The sequence below is a fragment of the Lentzea sp. NPDC055074 genome (assembly GCF_053608005.1).
The window spans coordinates 214244-227702 of the sequence record NZ_JBSGUQ010000010.1 but is presented as its reverse complement, the minus strand read 5'-3'; the positions used below and the strand labels follow the sequence as shown (position 1 = coordinate 227702).

Sequence of the window (13459 nt, the reverse complement as noted above, 5' to 3'; positions counted from 1 at the left end):
TGTGACCAGTGGGGTAGTCGTGCGGCGCGCCCGCACCAGTGACGTGCGCGCCATGAAGGCGTTGATCGACGGATACGCGGGCAAGGTCCTGCTGGCGAAACCCCTGGTCACGCTGTACGAGGCGGTGCAGGAGTTCTGGGTGGCCGAGGAGGACGGCGAGCTGCTCGGCTGCGGCGCCCTGCACGTCATGTGGGAGGACCTGGCCGAGATCCGCAGCGTGGCGGTGTCCCCGATGGCGCTGGGCAAGGGCGTGGGTCACCGGATCGTGGCGCAGCTCATCGCGACCGCCAGGGAGCTGCAGCTCGGGCGCATCTTCTGCCTCACGTTCGAGACGCGCTTCTTCACCAAGCACGGCTTCGTCGAGATCGAGGGCACGCCGGTGAGCCCCGAGGTCTACGAGGAGATCATGCGGTCGGTCGACGAGGGTGTGGCCGAGTTCCTCGACCTCAGCTACGTGAAGCCGAACACGCTCGGGAACAGCCGCATGCTCCTGGAGCTGTAACTCTTCGAGTAAATACTCGAAGAGTCTTGACTCCACTAACGGCGCGAGGCCAGTATTTGACCCGTGTCCGAATCGCTCACCGTCGACGAGCTCGCTGCCCGGATCGGCCTGCCCAGCAGCACCATTCGCATGTACCAGACGAAGGGTGTGCTGCACGCGCCGAGACGGCAGGGACGCGTGGCGTACTACGACGCCTCGCACGTCGAGCGGTTGACGTTGGTGCAGCGGTTGCAGCAGCGGGGGTTCTCGCTGCCCGCGATCGCGGAGTTGATCTCAGCGAGGGAAAAGGGCGAGTCGGTCGCCGCGGTGCTCGGCATGGGCGAGACCGAGGGGCCCGACGACTGGGTTCGGATCAAGGTGCGCGACATCCGCCACCTCGTTCCGATGGGAGACGTCCAACCGCGACTCCTCCTCCGGGCTATGCGGTTGGGCTTGGTGCGGTGGAAGTACGGCTGGCCGCACGCGCGTCGCTGGGCACTCGAAGCGGGCGGCAGGCTTGCCGGCCTCCGGGTGCCCAGCGATGACGTCATGGACAGCTTCACGCGCCTGCGCACGGCGACCGACGCGGTGGCGGCGGACTTCGTGCGGTTGTTCGAGCGTCAGTTCTGGCCCGAGCTCGCGCGCAAGGCCGGTGACGAGAACCAGCTGGAGAACGTGCGGGCGTTGCTCGTCGAGCTGACGTACACGGCGGAGACCGCGGTGGTGGGGACGCTGCGGGAGTCGATCCGGGACGCGGCCGAGGAGTTCGCGTCGCGGCACGGGCTGCTGCCCAGCGACGACTACCAGCCCGCGTGGGCCGAGCAGCCGTTGCCGCCGATCGCCGAGAACCTCATGGACCCGGCGGGAGACCTGCCGAGCGAACAGGAGATCGAGAGCTTTCTGCGCAGGGGGGACGACGATGAACCTGGTCGCTGATCCCGCCTGGCACGCGCAGGTGAGGGACGAAGGCCTTGTCGTGTACGCGGGTGCGGATCTCGCGTACCTGATCCCAGACCTGCCCAGGGCGGTGGCCGTGGCGCTGGCCGGCCTGTTCGAGCCGGTGTTGAGGGGAGTGGCTCGAACGGTCGACGAAAGCCGGTTGGGGGAACCGGTTCGCCAGTACCTGGCCCAGCTGAGGACCCTGGGCGCTCTCCGCCCGGCCGGGTTGCCTGGAGACGACGCGCACGAGCCGGCGGGGGTCGGCACGCGCTTCGTCGGACAGGCACCCGCCGGGCTGGCAGAGCTGTTGCCGCACGACGAGGACCCGGACCTGCTGCTCGTCGTGCGGACGACCGGCACGTTGGTCGACCTGGTCGAGGTGGCACGCGAGACGAAGGTCCCGCACCTGTTGCTGGACCTCGCGTACCACCACACCGCCGCTGTCGGGCCCTTCGTGGTGCCCGGTGCCGGCGCGTGCCTGGCGTGCCTCGCGGTGCGGGCGGGACGGCGGTGGGGGGATCCACCGCCTCCCCCACGTCCGGGGGCGCTCGACCACGATCTTCCGATCTCCCTTGCCGTGCAAGCGATCCGGAACATCTGCAAGGGCTCGCTGGCCCTGCTGGACACGGTCGTGACCGTCGACCTCGACGAGTTCACGACGACGCGCGAGAGCGTCCTGCCCGCGGCTGACTGCGAGATCTGCCCGACGGTCGAGTTCGGGCGCGTGTCACTTCCTTGGGGGAACCATGAACGCGACGGCAGTACGGTTACCTGACCAGTTCTCACCCGGTGCGGCCGCCACCAACGCCGCCACACCAACCTGTTGCTGTTGTTGTTGCTGCTGTGCGGTTTCCTCGGTCGGTGCGGCCGTGCACATCCCGGCGGCCCTGCACCGCGACACGAAAGATCTTCCCGAACCACGCGGTGCGCTGGTCCTGCCCTCCGCGATCTTTCCGCTGCTGGTGGTCGTGCTGCCCTTCGTCACGATGGGCGCGGTCTTCGACCTCCACTGGGGCTGGTGGGCCGGCGCACTCGGTGCCGCACTGGCCTGGGCCGTCGCGTCGGGGTTCATCGCCCGATCGCCGAAGCCGTGGACGAGCCTGGTCCGGCTGCTCGGCTGGATGGTGCTGTGGTGCCTCGAGCCGTTCGCCGTGCTGTTCGTGCTCGGCCCGATCGCCACCATCGGTGAAGGCGCCGTGTGGGTCGTAGGCACGCTCTACGTCGGTGGAGCGCTGGCACTCGGGTACTGGATCTTCCGGCACCACCGGAGGAGGTCGTGAGGACCGTCGCGGAGGCGCTCGCCGAGCGCGCGGTCGGCTGGCGGCAGGGAGTGGTGTCCCGGCTGCATCCCGTGCCGCACAGCCTGTCCGACGTGGACCTCGAAGGCTGGGCCGCGGTGCCCGAGCCGTTCGCCACCGGCGGCACCTCCGGTGGCACCAGCAAGATCGCCGCGATCGCCGAGGCACTGGAACGCCACGCGGCCGCACGGGCTCCGCTGGAGACCGTCACCGACGGCGAATGCTGGCCGCTGGAACATTTCAGCCTGCACGCGGTCGAGCAGCGAGTGGCACCGAACTACCGCTACCGCAAGGGTTACGTCGACACCCGGTACACGCGGGCGTGGACGTTGCCCGGCAACGACCCGATCCGCGTTCCGGCCGGGCTCGTGGGCCTCGACGCGTCGTACGGGCTGCCCGCGACCTCGTCCGGGCTCGCGGCCGGGCCGTCCACGACCAGCGCGCTGCTGAGGGCCACCCAGGAACTCGTCGAGCGCGACGCGTTCACCACGACGTGGCTGCATTCCATCGCACCGCAGAAGTTCGCCACCGATCTGCCGCACGGCGTGCAGGCGTTCGACCTCACGCCCGCCTACAGCCCGCACCCCGTGGTCGCCGTCGCGGGGTCGCTGCCGATCGCCGGCAGGCCGAGGCCCACGCTCGGCCTCGCGTGCCGGGCGACCACGGCCGAGGCCGTGCGCAAGGCCTACGAGGAATGGGTGCAGGGCACGGTGTTCATCGAGGTGTGGCTGGCGCGCAACGGGGACAGCCCCGTCGAGGACGTCACCGACTTCGACGAGCACGCCGTCTACTACGCCACGTACCCGGCGGAGTGGGACGCGCTGCCGTGGTTCGCCGGCTTCGAGACGGACCCGCCGCCCGACGCCGAATCCCGTGGCACAGCAGCGGAACTGACCGAGCTCGTGCACGCCCTCGACCGCGCGGACGTCCGGCTCGCCTACCGCGAGCTCACCACGCCGGAGCTGTCGGCCGTCGGCCTGCACTGCGTCCGCGTCCTGTCCCCCGACCTCGCGCCCCTGCACTCGGACCACCGCTGGCCGCACCTGGCGGGCCGCGCCCGCGACCTCGCCTGGCGCTACCCGCACGCCTCACCGGGCGTGTTCCCCAATCCCGCACCGCATCCGCTGGGGTGACGCCGATGTTCGACGACTTCTGGGCCGCGAGCCGGTACTCGACGCTGCACCAGCGCAGGCTCGGCCACCGGCTGCGGGACTTCCGGCCCGAACCCGCGTTGGTCGACCCGCTGGAGCTGCCGGGAGCACCGGTTCCGCTCCCCCGCCCGCACGACCGCCTGCAGAAGCTGTTCCAGGCACGCAGGAGCACCCGCGAGTTCTCGGACAGGCCCCTGACGGACCAGCAGCTGGGCACGGTGCTGGGCGCCTTGTCCGACAACAGCTGTCCCTCGGCGGGCGGACTCAACCCGTTGCGCTGCTACGCGTTCACGCGCGGCCGCGCTCTCCGCTACGACATCCGCCGCCACGCGGTGCAGGACATCGGCCCCGCACCGGACGACCTCGCCGGGATCCTCGGCACGCCGGACGTGCCCCCGCTGACGATCGTCTTGGTGTTGACGGACAAAGAGTCGTTCGAGAAGTACGGCGAACGCGCGGGCCGCTTCGGCTTGATCGAAGCAGGAGCCGCCGCGCAGACCATCTGCCTCCGTTTGGCGGAACAGAAACTCGGCGGTCACCTGCTCGGCGGAGTAGCGGACCACGAAATGCTCCACTGCCTGGGGCTGCCGCGCGACCTCCGCGTGGCCACGGCGATCGCGTGCGGGCACATGATCACCTGACGTTCATCAGATCGTGTCTACCGAGGACAGACGATCACGGGCTACAACTGGGCGAGACCCTGCTCACACCCAGAGGAGCTCGCCATGTCGAAGACCCTGCGCTCGGCGTTCGTGGGTGCCGCCGCCTCGATCGCCCTCATCTTCACGGGCACCCCGGCTCAGGCCGTGGACATCGTCGCCGTCACCGACGACTACCTCTACACGAAGACCCTCGGCCAGTTCACAACACTGCGCGCCCAACAGCCGTACGCGGGCCAGCTCGACTGGTCGTCCGACGGCTGTTCGTACTCGCCGGACAACCCCTTCGGCTTCAAGTTCCTGCCGACCTGCCACCGGCACGACTTCGGCTACCGCAACTACAAGCGGCAGGGCCGGTGGAGCGAGGCGAACCGCCTGCGCATCGACAACAACTTCAAGTCCGACATGTACAAGCAGTGCGGCTCGAACTGGGCCTGCAAGCGCACGGCCGACCTGTACTACGCGGCGGTCCGCGAGTTCGGTGGCAGCGCGAGCTCGACGGCCACCAGCATCCAGAACGCCGGCCTGAAGTAGGTCACTCGTCGTCGGCGGGGCCGCCTCCGCGCATCAGGTAGACCACGTTCTCGAGCTCGTCCGGCTTGATCAGCACCTCGCGTGCCTTCGAGCCCTCGGACGGCCCGACGACGCCACGGGTCTCCAGCAGGTCCATGAGGCGCCCCGCCTTCGCGAACCCGACGCGCAGCTTGCGCTGCAGCATCGACGTCGAGCCGAACTGCGACGTCACGATCAGCTCGGTCGCCTGCACGAGCAGCTCCAGGTCGTCGCCGATGTCGGCGTCGATCTCCTTCTTCTCGCCGGCCTTCTGCGCCGTGACGCCGTCGGTGTACTCCGGCTGCGCCTGGTTCTTGGTGAACTCGACGATCGAGGAGATCTCCTCGTCACCGACGAACGCGCCCTGGATGCGCACCGGCTTCGAGGCGCCCATCGGCAGGTACAGGGCGTCGCCCATGCCGATCAGCTTCTCGGCGCCGGGCTGGTCCAGGATGACCCGCGAGTCCGTGAGCGACGACGTCGCGAACGCCAGGCGCGACGGCACGTTCGTCTTGATCAGACCGGTGACGACGTCGACGGACGGGCGCTGCGTCGCGAGCACGAGGTGGATACCCGCCGCACGGGCCTTCTGCGTGATGCGGACGATCGCGTCCTCCACGTCCCGTGGCGCCGTCATCATCAGGTCGGCGAGCTCGTCGACGATCGCCATGATGTACGGGTACGGCCGGTAGACGCGCTCGGAACCGGGAGGCGCGGTGATCTCGCCGGACTTCACCTTGCGGTTGAAGTCGTCGACGTGCCGCACCCGGTTGACCTGCATGTCCTGGTAACGCTGCTCCATCTCCTCGACGAGCCACGCCAACGCGGCCGCGGCCTTCTTCGGCTGCGTGATGATCGGCGTGATCAGGTGCGGGATGCCCTCGTACGGCGTCAGCTCGACCATCTTCGGGTCGATGAGGATCATCCGGACCTCGTCGGGCGTAGCCCGCGCCAGCAAGGAGACCAGCATCGAGTTCACGAACGACGACTTGCCGGAACCCGTGGAGCCCGCCACCAGGAGGTGCGGCATCTTCGTCAGGTTCGCGGTGACCATGTGGCCCTCGATGTCCTTGCCGAGGCCGATCACCATCGGGTGCGTGTCCTTGACCGTGGACGGCGCGCGCAGCACGTCGCCCAGCCGCACCATCTCGCGGTCGCTGTTGGGGACCTCGATGCCCACGGCCGACTTGCCGGGGATCGGCGCCAGCAGGCGGACGTTGTCCGTAGCCACGGCGTACGCGATGTTCTTGGTCAGCGCGGTGATCTTCTCGACCTTCACGCCGGGGCCGAGCTCGACCTCGTAGCGCGTGACCGTCGGGCCGCGGGTGAACCCGGTGACCTGGGCGTCGATCGAGAACTGGTCCAGCACGCCGGAGATCGCCTCGATCATGAGGTCGTTCGCCTTGCTGCGGGTCTTCGGCGCGTCGCCGTCCTTGAGCACGTCCGGCGGCGGCAGCTGGTACTCGCCCTCGACCGCGCGCACGGCCATCGCCGGTGCGGCGGCGGCCTTCTTCTCCTTGGCGGGCTTCGAGGGCGGGGGCTCCGCGGGCTCCTCCAGGGGAAGTTCGGCTTGCGTCTCCTCCTCGACGGGCTCCACGGCCTGACGGCGGCGGGACGGGCGGCGCAGACGCACCGGTTTCGGTTCCTCGGCGAACTCCTCCTCGTCGGAAGGCGCCTCGTCCTTCGAAGTGCCGGGGTGCAGCAACGAGCGAATGCGTTCGGGCGCCTGGCGGATCGGCGTGTGCGTCACGACCAGCAGGCCGTAGGAGAAGATCAGGAACAGCAACGGCCCGGCGACCCACGGCGTCAGCCCCTGCGCGAGGAACCCACCGGCCAGGTACCCGAGGGCGCCACCGGCGCTGCGGCGTTCGAGCGGGTCCATCGGCAGGCCGCCGATGAGGTGGAACATGCCGAGCACGCCGATCATCATCAGCAACGAGCCGATGATCAGCCGCGGGCGCGCGTCCGGCTTCGGGTCGGTGCGCATCAACGTGATGCCGATGCCGAGCAGCACGACCGGGACGATCACCGCGGGGAACCCGACGGAGCTGCGGACGGCGACGTCGACCCATTGCCCGACCGGACCGCCGGCCTGCCACCAGACCCCCGCGCCCGTGATGACGGCGAGGGCGATCAGCAACAGTCCGAGACCGTCACGGCGGTGTTCGGGATCAAGGTCCTTGGTACGGCTGACGGTGCGCACGAGACTGCCGACGCCACGGCCCAACGCACCCCACACGGCGCTGATGGCGCCGCCGCTCTTGCGTGGAGCGGGCTTTCTGGACGCGGTGGATCGCGCCCGCGGCTTGGCTGGTGCTTTGCCGCGTGACGTGGTCTTTCTCGAAGTCCCTGTGCGCCCGGCCATGTGTACAAGGTAGTCCCTTGCGTCTCACCAGCCACGTTTGCAACCGGGACGCGTGCGAAACCTCATGGTTCACCGGATCGGGCACGGTGTCGTTCCGACACGCCGTACGCTGCCCCGCGTGTCCACACCGCTCTTCTGGCGCGTGCTCATGGTGGTCGACCGGGGCCTGATCGCGCTGACCGGCAAGCTCGAGGTATCGGGTGACATCCCCCCGGAGCTGCTCGGCAAGCCGTTGCTGCTCGCCTCCAACCACATCGGGAACCTCGACCCGATGGTGCTGATCGCGGCCTGCCGCAAGCTCGGCGTCAACCCGCGCTTCATGCTCGCGGGCGGCCTGCTCGACGCGCCGGTCATGGGACCGGCGCTCAAGGCGTGCGGTCACCTGCGCGTCGACCGGAGGTCGGCGAACGTCGGCGAGGCCATGCACCGCGCGGTCGAGGCGTTGAACAAGGGCGGCGACCCGATCGCCGTCTACCCCGAGGGCAAGATCAGCCTGGACCCCGGCCTGTGGCCGGAGCGCGGCAAGACCGGCGTCGCCCGCATGGCGCTGGGCGGCGGCATCCCGGTGATCCCGATCAGCCAGTGGGGCGCGCACGAGGCCGTGTACTGGGGCAACCTGAGCGTCAGCGGCTGGAAGGACGTCCTGCCGTACCTGACCTCGTGGCTGCGCGCGGTTCGCAAGCGCCCCAAGCTCAAGGTGCACTTCGGCAAGCCGGTCGAGCTGTCCGACCTGAGGGCCGAGACGATGGGCGACGCCCGGCGCGCGCACGAGCGGATCATGGTCGCGATCACCGAGGGCCTGGTGCCGCTGCGTCTCGACGAGCCCGACCTGCCGCGCTTCCACGACCCGACGCGGCCGACGACCGGCTCCTCGCCCTGGCGGCCCGCCTGATCGAGTAGGCGATCACCGTGACCAGCATGAGCATCGGCATCGGGTTGCCCTGCCACAGGCTGATCACGAAGTCGATCACCGGGATCACCAGCGCCGCGACGAACGTGACGGTGCTCGCCGTGGGCAGCTTGACCTTCGGGTCCGCCCACGGCGTGCGACCCCACGGCTTCGCGACGCTGAGCCACGCCTGGAACGCGATCGCGCTGATCATGAGCGCCGTCCCGACCGGCATCCAGGCGGTGACATGCCCGGCCACGGCCTCCTGGAGGTTGCCGCTCAGGATGAAGATGCCGATGTAGAGCTGGCTGATCGTGATCACGAACTTCGCGAGCACCCACCAGTGCCTGAAGTAGCCCCACGGTGTCGTGGCGCTGAGCATGAAGCCGGTGAACGCACTGGTGTTGGCCATGATCGCGAGCACGCCGTGGTCCAGGTAGCGCGCCATTTCGAAGGCCTTGAGGTCGCCCGTCCTCATGCCGTAAAGGACCAGGGCGAGCAGGGCGACGGCCTGGCTGAGCCAGCCCACGGACGTCACGACGTGCAGCCACACCAACAGGGTCCGAGCGCGCTTCTGCATGACATGTAGCTTGCCTACGCATCAGCGCGAGCACATCAGGTATCGCCCCTAGGAGAGCTCGTGGAGCCTCGCGTGGATCTCCGGTGTGAGCGGGTGGTCGTAGTCCTCGTAGATCGTCAGCGCTTCCAGCAGGTGCGTGCGCGCCACATCGGGCTGTCCCGCACTCGTCGCCCCTAGGCCGTGCAACGCCTCCGCGAGGCTCTTGCGGTCGCCGAGCACCCGCAGGAACTCGACCGCCCGCCGGAACGACTCCCGCGCCTCGGCCCGGCTGCCCAGCCTCGACTGCGCCCAGCCGATGCTGACCAGCGCCATCGCCTTGCCGTGCACGGCGTCGTGCGAGTCCATCAGCTCGAACGCCGTGCGCGCGGACTCCAGCGACGCCTCGAACTGGCCCGCCGAACGCAGGATGTCGCTCAGGAACAGCCTCGTGCCGCCCTCGCCGAACCACGAACCGACCTCGGCGTGCCCGCGCAGCGCCTCGCCGAACCGGTCGACGGCGAGGTCGAACTGACGCAGTCCGCCGTACGCCATGCCCAGGCCCGTGAGGCTCCAGGCCGCGCCGGCCAGGTCACCGATCTCTCGGCGGATGGCGAGCGCGCGGTCGAAGAGTTCGAGGGCGTCGGCGAAGCGCTGGCCGCGGAACGCCGAGAGGCCTTGGCCGTGCACCGCCCACGCACGGGCGGACTGGTTGCCGTCGCGCGTCGCGGCGCGTTCGGCGACGCGGTACGTGCGCGTCCACTCGTCCAGCGCGCTCGACACGATGAAGTAGTTCCACAACGCCACCGGGATCTGCCACGCCGTCGGCGAGTGGTGCTCCTCGGCGAGCCTCGCCACGGCCAGCAGGTTCGAGGACTCCGTGCGGCACCAGGTGAAGGCCTCGTCGTGCGAGGTGAAGTCCTGAGTGGACAGTGGCGGCAGCAGGAACGCCGGATGGTCCGGTGGCGCGATGACGGTGCCGGCGGCGTTCGCGGTGTCGAAGTACCACCCCAGCAGACGCGTCACGGCCTCGGCGCGGCCGTCCGAGGACTCCTCGGTGGCGCTGAGCTCCGTGGCGTACAGGCGAAGCAGGTCGTGCAGCCGGAACCGGCCGCGCGCGACCTCCTCCAGCATGTGCCCGCCCGCCAGCAAGTCGAGCAACGCCCGCGCCCGCGACACCGGTACGCCCACGAGCGCCGCCACGGCGTTCAGGCTGATCTCGGCGCCGGGGTGCAGGCCGATCAGGCGGAACGTCCTCGCGGCGTCGGGTTTCAGGGCCAGGTACGACCACGAGAACGCGGCGCGCACGGCCGTGTCCTCGTCGTCTCCCGTCGCCAGCACGTCCAGCCTGTCCCGCTCGTCGGCGAGGTCGCTCGCCAGGTCCGCCAGCGTCAGGTGGGGCCGCGTCACCACGCGTTCGGCCGCGATCCGCACCGCCAGCGGGAGGTGCCCGCACAGTTCGACGAGCTTCGCGGCGGCGGCGGGTTCGGCGGCGACCCGGTCCGGGCCCACCGCGGACGTCAGCAACGCCAGCCCCTCGTCGCGGGTGAGGACGGACAACGTCACCGAGTGCGCGCCGTCGCGGGCCACGAGCCCGCCCAGGTGGTTGCGCGACGTCACGAGCACCATCGACGTGGAGCGGCCCGGCAGCAGCGGACGGACCTGCTCGGCCAGCCGCGCGTTGTCGAGCAGCACCAGAACTCTTTTGCCCGCGAGGACACTGCGGTACAGCGCGGACTTCGCCGGCAGGTCCTCCGGGATGCGTTCGGACGGCACGCCGAGGCTCTGCAACAGCTGGTGCAACGCGGCACCGGGCTGCACGGGCGGTGCCGACGCGTCGAACCCGCGCAGGTCCACGTGCAGCTGCCCGTCCGGGAACCGCGAGGCCACCTGGTGCGCGAACCTCACGGCCAGCGCCGTCTTGCCGACGCCACCGGTTCCCGTGATCGCGACGAGCACCGGCGCGTGGTCGTGCGGGACGACCTCGGCGAGCTTCGCCAGCTCCTTCTCGCGGCCGGTGAAGTCGCGGATCTCGTGCGGCAGCTGGACGGGCACGAGCACGGGCGCCGCCGGTTCGGGCTGCGGGTCGTGCCGGCCGACGAGCAGCTGTTCGTGCAGCCGGCGCAGTTCGGGGCCGGGCTCGATGCCGAGCTCCTCGATCAGCAACCGGCGCAGGTCCGTGTAGACGGCGAGCGCCTCGGCCTGCCTGCCGCCGCGGTACAGCGCGGACATCAACAGGCCGTGCAGCCTCTCGCGCAACGGGTGCGCGCTCACCAGCGTCGTCAGCTCCGCCGCCACCTCGGCCTCATGACCGACCGTCAGCAACAACGCCGCACGCTGTTCCACGGCCGTGAGCCTCAGTTCGGCCAGACGCGCGCGCTCCACCGCCGCGAACGGCCCCGGCACGCCGTCGAGTGCGATTCCCCGCCACAGCCCCAGCGCCGCGTCGAACGCGGCGACGGCGTCGGCGGGCTGGTCGCGCAGCCGTCCGGCCTCGTCCAGGTGCGCGCGGAACACAGCGGCGTCCGAGCTGCCGGACGGGAGCCTCAGCAAGTATCCAGCGTCCGTGGAGAGCAGCACGGAGCTCGGCGCCCGCGACGCCCTGTCCGGCTCGAAGAGTCTGCGCAGTCCGGCGACGTAGGTGTGGATGCCGTTGTCCGCGCTCGCAGGTGGATCATCGCCCCACACGGCGTCGATGAGTTCACTGCGCGACACGACGTGATTGGCGCGCAGGGCGAGAACCGCGAGCACAGCCCTCTGCCGCGGGGGACCGAGCGTGAGCTCCTTGCCGTCCACCGTGGCCGCGAGCGCGCCCAGCAAGCTGACGCGCAACTCGTTCTGCACTAGCACTCTCACTTCGTCGCTGTCCGCGTTCATCTAGCAACCTACCGTCAGTTTTCGTCCAGAAGCCATCCAGAAGGCGTGCAGAGAGCTTCTCCACACTTCACTCAGGTGGATTGGGTCGAAATGAGGGGCGGGGTATGAACGCGGCCGAGGTCTTCGACACGCTCGGGCTGGAATACCAACGCGCGTGGTCGCACCAGCCCGCACTGCACGGCACCCTCGCCTGGTTCGCCGCGACGCAGCCCTCGGGTTCGCGCGTGCTGGACATCGGTTGCGGCACGGGCGTTCCCGTCGCACGCGTCCTCGCCAAGGCGGGCATGAGGGTCACCGGTCTCGACGTCTCCCCCGTCATGGTCGACATCGCGTCGACGCAGGTCCCCGACGCCACGTTCCACAAGATCGACATCCGCGACTTCGAGTCACCCCCTGGTTCGTGGGACGTCATCTGCGCCGTCTTCTCGCTGCTGCAGATGACGCAGGCCGAGATCATCAAGACCCTCGGCCAGATCTCCACCTGGCTGCGGCCCGGCGGTCACTTCTTCCTCGCCACCGTCGCCATCGACGTGGAACAGGTCACTCTGCCCTGGATGGGCCAGGAGATCGAGGTGTCGTCGTTCTCCGAGGAGAACTTCGAGAAGCACCTGGGCGAGGTCGGCCTGCGCGTCGTGCGCCGGAGCCGCCCGGTCTTCACCCCGTCCTACCCCGGCGCCACGCCCGAGGAGTCGCTGCACCTGGTGTGCCAGCGCCCTTAGCCGGGCAACGCCCGAGCGCCACTTCCGCCGGCCCGCGCACGACCAACTGGTCCTCGTCGCGAGTTCGGCGACCCGCGGCCGGCCGACGGACGGCTCATCAGTGCTGCTCGGCCAGCGCGCGCCCGATGAAGTGCGCGGACAGCAGCGCGAAGATGTACGCCTGCAGCACCTGCACCAGCGCCTCCAGGAAGAACAACGCGATCGCGAGGGCGAACCCCAGCACCGACACCGGCTTGAGGTAGATCGGCGCGTTGAACAGCAGGAACTCGCTGCCGAGCGTGAACACCAGGATCAGCAGGTGCCCGGCGAACATCGCCGCGAACACCCGGATCGCGAGGTTCACCGGGTCGAAGAAGAACTTGAGGATGACCTCGGTCGGGATGAGCAGGCCCCACAGCACCGGCTTCGGCACGTCCGGGACGATGAACTGGTTGCGCAGGTAGCCGCGCAGGCCGAACTTGCGAATGCCCACGTAGTGGTAGAGCGGGAAGATGATCAGCAGGGCGACGGCCGCCGGGAACCCGCTGTGCGTGAACGTCGGGAACTGGATGAACGGAATCAGCCCGTAGACGTTGTTCACCAGCACGAAGCAGAAGATGCTGACGATCAACGGCACGTACGGCGCGAATTCCTTGGCGCCGATCTGCTCCCGCGCGATGGTGTTGCGGCCGAAGTCGTAGACCGATTCGGCGGCGAACTGCCAGCGGGTCGGGACGAGCTTCATGCTCCTGGTCGTGACCAGGAAGAACGTCAGGATGATCACCACCGACAGGACCAGCAGGGCCTGCGGTTTCGTCACCGAGAAGTCGAACGGCAGGCCCAGAGGCTCGTGCCAGGTGAACATCGGCGGGAGAAGAATGTCGTCTTTGCCCGGTGGGCTGAACACGTCGTTACCGGCCATTGGGCGAACCCCCTCGTCCATGGTCTGGGATCAAACCTTATCGGACGAGGGGGACGCAGATCACAGCGGTGT

13 protein-coding genes are annotated in these 13459 nt (G+C 69.4%); 9 read left to right on the top strand and 4 right to left on the bottom strand.

The window, feature by feature from the left end; genetic code table 11:
• Position 1: 1 nt before the first annotated feature.
• From ACWF7A_RS23945 to ACWF7A_RS23915, 7 genes are all read left to right on the top strand, one after another.
• Complete coding sequence (locus ACWF7A_RS23945; protein ID WP_452252688.1) at positions 2 to 502, top strand: amino-acid N-acetyltransferase; 501 nt, start codon at positions 2 to 4, stop codon at positions 500 to 502.
• Between the two features lie 63 nt (positions 503 to 565).
• Positions 566 to 1417 carry a MerR family transcriptional regulator gene (locus tag ACWF7A_RS23940; RefSeq protein WP_452252687.1) on the top strand — a complete coding sequence of 284 codons (852 nt, stop codon included), beginning with the start codon at positions 566 to 568 and terminating at the stop codon, positions 1415 to 1417.
• Positions 1401 to 2195 (top strand): hypothetical protein, encoded by a 795-nt coding sequence (locus ACWF7A_RS23935; RefSeq protein ID WP_452252686.1) that lies wholly within the window; start codon positions 1401 to 1403, stop codon positions 2193 to 2195. Before ACWF7A_RS23940 ends, ACWF7A_RS23935 begins: the two co-directional genes overlap by 17 nt.
• A gap of 94 nt (positions 2196 to 2289) precedes the next feature.
• Positions 2290 to 2700, top strand: a complete 411-nt coding sequence (locus tag ACWF7A_RS23930) for a hypothetical protein (protein ID WP_452252685.1) — start codon at positions 2290 to 2292, stop codon at positions 2698 to 2700.
• A complete protein-coding gene (locus ACWF7A_RS23925) occupies positions 2697 to 3851 on the top strand; it encodes a YcaO-like family protein (RefSeq protein WP_452252684.1) in 1155 nt (384 codons plus the stop codon). Before ACWF7A_RS23930 ends, ACWF7A_RS23925 begins: the two co-directional genes overlap by 4 nt.
• 5 nt (positions 3852 to 3856) lie before the next feature.
• Positions 3857 to 4510, top strand: coding sequence for a nitroreductase family protein (locus ACWF7A_RS23920; protein ID WP_452252683.1), 654 nt, complete (start codon positions 3857 to 3859; stop codon positions 4508 to 4510).
• An 84-nt stretch (positions 4511 to 4594) separates the two neighbouring features.
• Positions 4595 to 5062: a phospholipase gene (locus ACWF7A_RS23915; protein WP_452252682.1), complete on the top strand. Its 468-nt coding sequence runs from the start codon at positions 4595 to 4597 to the stop codon at positions 5060 to 5062.
• Between the two features lies 1 nt (position 5063).
• On the opposite strand, the gene ACWF7A_RS23910 is transcribed toward ACWF7A_RS23915, so the two are convergent.
• Complete coding sequence (locus ACWF7A_RS23910) at positions 5064 to 7445, bottom strand: DNA translocase FtsK 4TM domain-containing protein (RefSeq protein WP_452252681.1); 2382 nt, start codon at positions 7443 to 7445, stop codon at positions 5064 to 5066.
• Positions 7446 to 7593: 148 nt separating this feature from the next.
• On the opposite strand from ACWF7A_RS23910, the gene ACWF7A_RS23905 reads away from it, so the two are divergent.
• Positions 7594 to 8337: a lysophospholipid acyltransferase family protein gene (locus tag ACWF7A_RS23905; RefSeq protein WP_452252747.1), complete on the top strand. Its 744-nt coding sequence runs from the start codon at positions 7594 to 7596 to the stop codon at positions 8335 to 8337.
• On the opposite strand, the gene ACWF7A_RS23900 is transcribed toward ACWF7A_RS23905, so the two are convergent.
• Both ACWF7A_RS23900 and ACWF7A_RS23895 read right to left on the bottom strand, forming a co-directional pair.
• Positions 8234 to 8914, bottom strand: a complete 681-nt coding sequence (locus tag ACWF7A_RS23900) for a hypothetical protein (protein WP_452252680.1) — start codon at positions 8912 to 8914, stop codon at positions 8234 to 8236. The two genes, ACWF7A_RS23905 and ACWF7A_RS23900, sit on opposite strands and share 104 nt — an antisense overlap.
• 48 nt (positions 8915 to 8962) lie before the next feature.
• Complete coding sequence (locus ACWF7A_RS23895; RefSeq protein ID WP_452252679.1) at positions 8963 to 11767, bottom strand: BTAD domain-containing putative transcriptional regulator; 2805 nt, start codon at positions 11765 to 11767, stop codon at positions 8963 to 8965.
• Positions 11768 to 11871: 104 nt separating this feature from the next.
• Here ACWF7A_RS23895 and ACWF7A_RS23890 point away from each other — a divergent pair, with 104 nt between their 5' ends.
• A complete protein-coding gene (locus tag ACWF7A_RS23890) occupies positions 11872 to 12486 on the top strand; it encodes a class I SAM-dependent methyltransferase (RefSeq protein ID WP_452252678.1) in 615 nt (204 codons plus the stop codon).
• Positions 12487 to 12583: 97 nt separating this feature from the next.
• Here ACWF7A_RS23890 and atpB read toward each other — a convergent pair whose 3' ends face one another.
• Positions 12584 to 13387 (bottom strand): F0F1 ATP synthase subunit A, encoded by an 804-nt coding sequence (gene atpB / locus ACWF7A_RS23885; RefSeq protein WP_452252677.1) that lies wholly within the window; start codon positions 13385 to 13387, stop codon positions 12584 to 12586.
• Between the last annotated feature and the right edge of the window lie 72 nt (positions 13388 to 13459).

Bases quoted from the DNA above. Each gene is read 5' to 3' on its own strand.
- ACWF7A_RS23910 (WP_452252681.1), bottom strand. From the start codon at position 7,445: ATGGCCGGGCGCACAGGGACTTCGAGAAAGACCACGTCACGCGGCAAA.
- ACWF7A_RS23905 (WP_452252747.1), top strand. From the start codon at position 7,594: ATGGTGGTCGACCGGGGCCTGATCGCGCTGACCGGCAAGCTCGAGGTA.
- ACWF7A_RS23935 (WP_452252686.1), top strand. From the start codon at position 1,401: ATGAACCTGGTCGCTGATCCCGCCTGGCACGCGCAGGTGAGGGACGAA.
- atpB (WP_452252677.1), bottom strand. From the start codon at position 13,387: ATGGCCGGTAACGACGTGTTCAGCCCACCGGGCAAAGACGACATTCTT.
- ACWF7A_RS23895 (WP_452252679.1), bottom strand. From the start codon at position 11,767: ATGAACGCGGACAGCGACGAAGTGAGAGTGCTAGTGCAGAACGAGTTG.
- ACWF7A_RS23900 (WP_452252680.1), bottom strand. From the start codon at position 8,914: ATGCAGAAGCGCGCTCGGACCCTGTTGGTGTGGCTGCACGTCGTGACG.
- ACWF7A_RS23890 (WP_452252678.1), top strand. From the start codon at position 11,872: ATGAACGCGGCCGAGGTCTTCGACACGCTCGGGCTGGAATACCAACGC.
- ACWF7A_RS23915 (WP_452252682.1), top strand. From the start codon at position 4,595: ATGTCGAAGACCCTGCGCTCGGCGTTCGTGGGTGCCGCCGCCTCGATC.
- ACWF7A_RS23920 (WP_452252683.1), top strand. From the start codon at position 3,857: ATGTTCGACGACTTCTGGGCCGCGAGCCGGTACTCGACGCTGCACCAG.